The sequence below is a fragment of the Anaeromonas frigoriresistens genome, from assembly GCF_016820655.1.
Classification (GTDB): Bacteria; Bacillota; Clostridia; order Tissierellales; family SIT17; genus Anaeromonas; species Anaeromonas frigoriresistens.
Genome location: NZ_WSFT01000016.1, coordinates 163,223 through 169,642 on the forward strand (window position 1 = coordinate 163,223; position 6,420 = coordinate 169,642).

At 32.5% G+C, this 6,420-nt stretch carries 7 protein-coding genes; 1 reads left to right on the forward strand and 6 read right to left on the reverse strand.

Annotated elements, in window-relative coordinates; all coding sequences use genetic code 11:
• Positions 1–775 precede the first annotated feature (775 nt).
• Positions 776–1,438 carry a pentapeptide repeat-containing protein gene (locus GOQ27_RS03605; RefSeq protein ID WP_203365453.1) on the forward strand — a complete coding sequence of 221 codons (663 nt, stop codon included), beginning with the start codon at positions 776–778 and terminating at the stop codon, positions 1,436–1,438.
• On the opposite strand, the gene GOQ27_RS03610 is transcribed toward GOQ27_RS03605, so the two are convergent.
• The 6 genes from GOQ27_RS03610 to GOQ27_RS03635 all read right to left on the reverse strand — a co-directional run bounded on the left by GOQ27_RS03610 (position 1,435) and on the right by GOQ27_RS03635 (position 6,374).
• Complete coding sequence (locus GOQ27_RS03610; RefSeq protein WP_203365454.1) at positions 1,435–1,605, reverse strand: hypothetical protein; 171 nt, start codon at positions 1,603–1,605, stop codon at positions 1,435–1,437. The two genes, GOQ27_RS03605 and GOQ27_RS03610, sit on opposite strands and share 4 nt — an antisense overlap.
• A gap of 197 nt (positions 1,606–1,802) precedes the next feature.
• A complete protein-coding gene (locus GOQ27_RS03615) occupies positions 1,803–2,573 on the reverse strand; it encodes a class I SAM-dependent methyltransferase (protein WP_203365455.1) in 771 nt (256 codons plus the stop codon).
• Between the two features lie 198 nt (positions 2,574–2,771).
• Positions 2,772–3,566, reverse strand: a complete 795-nt coding sequence (locus GOQ27_RS03620; RefSeq protein ID WP_203365456.1) for a class I SAM-dependent methyltransferase — start codon at positions 3,564–3,566, stop codon at positions 2,772–2,774.
• 277 nt (positions 3,567–3,843) lie between these two features.
• Positions 3,844–4,308 (reverse strand): GNAT family N-acetyltransferase, encoded by a 465-nt coding sequence (locus GOQ27_RS03625; protein WP_203365457.1) that lies wholly within the window; start codon positions 4,306–4,308, stop codon positions 3,844–3,846.
• Positions 4,309–4,685: 377 nt separating this feature from the next.
• Positions 4,686–5,162 (reverse strand): pyridoxamine 5'-phosphate oxidase family protein, encoded by a 477-nt coding sequence (locus tag GOQ27_RS03630; protein WP_203365458.1) that lies wholly within the window; start codon positions 5,160–5,162, stop codon positions 4,686–4,688.
• A 72-nt stretch (positions 5,163–5,234) separates the two neighbouring features.
• Entirely contained in the window at positions 5,235–6,374 is a 1,140-nt protein-coding gene (locus GOQ27_RS03635) for a hypothetical protein (protein WP_203365459.1), read from the reverse strand.
• Positions 6,375–6,420 lie beyond the last annotated feature (46 nt).

The following is a 6,420-nucleotide window of genomic DNA, read 5'->3' on the forward strand; positions in this document are numbered from 1 at the left end:
AGTATGTCAGTCTTTAAAATAACAAACCCCATTAATAAAAGAATTTTTTCTTTCCATCAATGGGCTTTGTTTTTCTATAGATTGGTATAATTTTTTCTACTTTATTTTTCGACAACTGGAGTTGTGTAATAAAGTTGGTAACTACAGCATTCTTTTGTACTAAATCTAAAATACTTTTGTGTAATAGAGTCGGTAACTAGACTTGCAAAAATCTTTTTTATTTTTTACTCATAATAAAATTCATATTATTTTATTAACTACTTTACACTATTTTTTATTAAATCATTTATATTATACATTAATATTCTATACCACAACTATCCTAACACATAGGGCGATTCACTGTGTAAATATTAAATAAACGCAAAAGATGAATTCGCTATTGTTAATAATTAAAAAAAATTAAACGTTTATATAACTTGGATATAGCCAGATGACCCATTGATACTAAATGATACAAATATTGACAAATGCAGTAACAAGTAATATCATTTATTTTGTTGGTTATCCAAAATTCATATATGCAATGAATTTCGTTTTACAATTAATTGATTAATAACAGTGAATCAAACAATTTGAAGAAGGCTGAATCTTATGAATTTAAAGGTTTAACTGTGAAGAGATTCAGCGAGGAGGGTTTGCGTATTGTGAAAAGATGCCATGTATTCACTATATACAATACGAATGAAAAATCAATACTTTTTTTACAAAATTTGAGTTTTGCTATGTGATGAGAAATGTCAGCCGTAAATATAGAGATATAAGGGGAGTTAGTATGAGCCAAACTGAGAGAGTTATCAGAATCGCTAAACCAAAGATACCAAGAAACTTGCCATTAGTAACTGATTTTGATGTGAAAATTTATGATGAAGATCAGGTTGCTGGTAAATTGATTTCAAATTGTAAAATAGAAGGTCAAAATGCTGAAAAGGTAAGTTTTAAGAATGTAGCATTTCGTAATGTGACTTTCACTGATGTATCTTTTGGAAGAGCGGATATTGAAGATGTTGGTTTTGAAAATTGTGATTTATCTAATATTGATTTAAGTGGTTCTATTTTCAATCGAGTTCAAATTGAAAATTGTAAATTAGTTGGTGCGAATTTTACGGAAGCTTCGTTGTTAAATGTTGTTATTAGCAATAGTAATGGGAGATATGCCAATTTTCGATTTTCGCATTGTAAGAAACTTGTGATTGCGGATTCAATTTTTACCTATGCAGATTTTCAATCATCAGAGTTTAATGATAATAAATTTTTGGATACAGAACTACAGTGTTGTCAGTTTTCTGGGACGAAACTAAAAGGTGTGGATATGAGTACTTGCGATATAAGCAACATTGGTGTTGGTATTGATGAGATCAGAGGAGCCTGTGTATCATCGTTGCAAGCTGTATCATTATCAACGTTACTAGGATTAAAAATCAAAGATCCTTTTTAAGAAAGTGTTAGTGGTATAATACATATGATATAAATAGTAGTTCGTGGTATTCCTAATTCATTAGAAAGACTTGTGACAGTATCGTTTGTGGGCTGTTCTAGTCTTTTGATTACAGATTCTTTAAGTTCTTTTGAGTAATGCTTATTTCTTTTATTATCTTTGGGCATATCAATTCTCCTTAGATTATTGTCATAATTATATTATACATTAATATTCTATACGACAACTATCCTAACACATAGTGCTTGTTGTAATTTTCAAATTTGTCCTCCTTAAAGTTTAGTGTTGTATAACGTCTTTAGACTTTCCAGTGTCCTACATCTTTACGTAATATGATGAAAAGTCTATGTTATGCGAAGTATTTCTAGATTTTTTGTTTCATTCTACAATAGTAAAGTCTAGTCTCATATTCCAAAATCACTTTTCCATCGTCATTATATTTTTCAAATAAGTTCTCTAACTCTGATAACATCATATTATATCTAGAATCTCCTTTATTTGGTATATATGAATAAGATATTAATTCACCTTTTAATCTTTCAAAATCATATTCCTGTAGGTTTGAAAACACTTTCTCACAAACTTTTTTGTTATCAAAGAACTTAGGAATAACATTTTCATCTGATTTAATATTTGATTCTTCTCTATATTTTCTAATAATGTCTATATACGCTCTCATAAAACCATAAGATTTTGATTTTCTAATATTCCACATCAAAACAATTGAACTATTCTGCTTAAGAATTCTTAAAAACTCTTGTTTTGTTGGCTCTGGTCTAAACCAATGGAAAGCTTGAGCTACTGTAATAACATCAACCGATTCAGGTTTTAATTTTGTATCTTCAGAAGAACCATCTATTGAATAGAAGTTTTTATAAGATTTCAGAAACCACTCTGCTTCTTGTCTCATTTCTTTATTTGGTTCTATACCGTAGACAGTATTTCCATTATCTAAAAACATCTTAGTGCAAATGCCTGTGCCTGAGCCTATATCAGCGACTACTCCCTCTTTATTAAGTCCTATCTCTTCATTTAAAAACTCAATTATTCTACTAGGATAACTTGGCCTGTATTTAGAATAGTTTTTACCTCTATTATTAAAAATGACTTCTGTCTCAGTTCCTTTTGAACTCATAATATCTCCTCATTTTCTATAGATTTTGCATAACGCTTTGAAGCTTAGTGACGTCGGACTTTCCCTAAAGTACTGCTTTCCGATGTCTGCTAAGCCTCTGTTATACGCAGTATCATATTTATAACTCATCGAATTTGCAAATTATAAATGTATCAAATCAATTTAGCTTCTCATTTCACTTAATTTGTATAGCAGAAACTACTTTTTTGAAACAAATAATCCCAACTCTTTCGGAATATCAATTGCTCCTTGTTTAATCCTGATATTCTCAAAATAATCGTATAATTTATCGAAATCACTTTCAGAATAGTTTGAAATGGTTATGGTCGATTTCATCCAATCAATCAAATCCTGAGTTTCTGTGATGTGCAATGAATCTTCAAAATTATAGCTTTGCACATCACAAAAGTATTTACTTAGGAGTTCTGTACCGTTTTGAAGGCTAAAAGAAAAACCATCTGATAATGCAGTTGTATTAGGATTAATGAATTTCCTGACATTATGCAAATATGTTCTCATACCGCCGTTCCCATTTGTTGATGCATAAAATTTGCCGTCACTTCTCAACACTCTATGTACTTCAGAAATAGCTTTTGACAAGTCTGAAACATGATATAGCATGTGATTAGCAATAACAACATCATAACAATTATCAGGGAATGGAATATTCTGTATATCTATTTTTTGCGAAAGCATATTTTTATGACAAGAATATTTTTTCCATACCATTTTAACCATACCTTCTGAAAAATCTGATAATATTAGTGTGCAAGATGTGGGAAGTTTATCTATACGACCTTGCCACTGATTGCCATTTCCGCAACCAAGTTCCAGTATTCGATATCCATTTTCAAACTCGTAGTGTTCAAAAAGCCATGGATACCAACCTTGTTTATTTATGCTATGTTTTGAGTGCAGTTTTATTCGTTTTGACAAATTATCGTCGTTTTTGTATTGCTCAGTGACATTCTCTACTCTATTCATTTTACGCATATAAGCACCACCTAATTTAATAATGTTCAATTCGTTATCTAAAACAATAACGAATTAAAGACCACAGAGCCCAACTCATATTGATATTGCGTATAATGGTTCCGTGTTTGCGACACCTTTGAACTAGACCTCAAAGGAATACCCCTTAGTGGAGCTTTGCTCCCAGTGAGAATGTGTGGTGCACAATTCCTCAAGACTTGTCCCTAGTGCACCCTTGTGAAAAAACTTTGTTAGATGATGGTTGTAGTAAGAGTATTATATACACCTAGATACTACTCTATAGAACTTTTCTCATCAAAAATATTGGCTGTTTTTCATTTTCTTCTTCAATTTTTTTCATTCCAAATTTAGTATAAAAATTAATGGCTTTTTTATTTGTAGCTGAAACCCTCAGATGATACTCAGTTAATTCTAATTGCTTAAAAAAACCTTCAGCATACTTTAACAAAGACTCACCAATACCTTTGTAACGATACTCAGGTATAAGATATATTAAGTTTATATATCCAATATAATCCTCAAGATTATTTCGAGTAAGAAGTCCTAACTGACCTATGGCTTTGTTTTCTTTTTCAACTATTAGTTGCCCATTAGGAAACTTATTGACTCTCTCTTTCATTCGTTCTATGTATGAGGCTTCATTAAACCCTTCTTCAGTTCCGAAACTTATTCTATATGTATCTTCTCTAAAACTAATAATTATATCTTTATCTTTTTTAATATCAATCCTTCTCAATTTCATATTTAACCTCCTATCTATAGGAATTTTAGCTTCAACTGTCATCTAACGTTCCCACAATTCCCGACGCGTCCCCACTATTTCTATACTATTCTATATTTTAACATTCACTAACTAAGAAAACACTCCACATTTTGTATAATAAGGTACGTGTTGGGAATTGCTGTGTTATGTGTTGAGAATTCACGTTCAGAAACTATAACTTAGTATTGCAAAACGTCTTTCAAATCTGAAGTAACACATCTATTCCTTTTGATTTCTAAATGTTAAGAGCATACTAATTCTCGTATGAACACATCACTTGTGATTTCATAGAATCACTACAGCATTCATATAGTACTTCTTGTATATTTACAAGTGCTTATTATGGACAGATTGATTTACTCCGCTGTTTTATTCACAAAATCAACTTTATATTGCCATTCGCCGTATTTTTGTTCGTTGTCAGTAATCGTTCCTTCTGTGAGGGTGATGCGTAAAACGATTGAGTCCGGACTTTCCTCGTTGCCATGATCATCGAACCATGCGAAGTATTTTTTCATCTTCGCTCTGATTTCCGCATTCTTCTCGTCCTTAACCCAGCCAAGATTCTCAGCCGTACCCTGAGCTGCAAACAAGTCTAGTCCGCAGATGGAAACCTCATTGTTCTTCTCAATCTCCAGCGTTTTGTTTTTCCACGAAGATGAAGAAACATAAAACACGCCGTCTTCATAATATGCGTCAACCATGCGAACAGCAGGGCGAGGATTGTCGGCAGCGTTCGGCGATAATGATATCGTCGCAAGGGCAATAAGATTGTCTTTACCGTTTCCACAGAATTCCTCCATAAGTTTGATTGCGTTTTTGTATTTGTTCATTTTCAATTTCCTCCATTCAGTATGTAATTTATTTTAACTCAAACACTTTTCCGTTAATTAAGCGGAAAGTGCTCATTTTCTTAATTTATACAACACTTCTTTATCTAACCATGTTTCAATACCTTTGCTGATATTTAATATTGAGTCATCCAAAGGTAAGCGTATCCCCTGACAACCGCCCTGACAAGGTTCATTACGCAACTTCCTATCACAGCCATATCCCTTTGCGATTTTTTTCTGTAAAGGTAAAGGAAGTTTTTCAATAACATCTGGATATTTATCTGTTTTTTTGGCTCTTACAACTAAACAATAACCATATCTTGTAGATAGAGCAAACTCCCATGTTCTTAGCTGATATACATCCCGTGAGGATAAGACCCGCTGGCTATTCTTTATATATGAATAAGCAAAATGAACTTCAAATGTTGATATGATTGTTGCGCAAGTCATTCCCATATCTATATAATGCCGATGTAAATCTAATGCAAACTTTTGAACTTTTTCAGGTAACGGGTGCAAAAAATCATTTAAAACATCGAGTACGTCCGTATCTTTTGCTTTTATTAACCTGTAATCGCACCGTAAAAGATTATCGTGATTGTTGTCGTTTTTATACCTTTTCACTCGCAGTTCTATATCTGCAATCGACATGGCTTTTAACCCCGTTAGCAAGATGGGCGCATTAGGATATGATACTTCTAATAATTGTCCTTTCGAAATATTAACCGTCTTTGCTTCTAAATCAATACCGGTAAAAACAAAACCGCAGTGAGCTAAAAAACGCAAACATACAATAAGCTTAGAAACAGGGTTCTTAGGCTTCTTTTTATTTCCTTTCTCATCAATTGAGGCGGTAAATGACGGTATTTCAGTTATCAATAATGAATCGCCGCTTTCAGCCAGCTTACTATGATAACCTATGTCAGCTAATAGGTCTGTAATACTATATAAAAACGGATAGTCTGTCGCTTTCTTTGGATTTTTTTTAAGCTTGAAATATAAATGCCCGTCTGAGATGAGGCGCTCACAAAATAAATATAAAAAATCCCTGAAGGCAACAACGCCATTTCGTATATCTTCTTCACTTGCAACGTTTTCAAACATGGGTTTCAGCGCATAAGTCTCAGGTATATTCGCTGGTATCAAGTTCTTTAAGTATTTAGCGATTTCACTGATGGGTTTTTGAGTTACTGGGCCGTGATATGTGCTCATTTTTTAGCTCCTTTCTCATCTTGCATCAAATTAACTAGTGAATTAT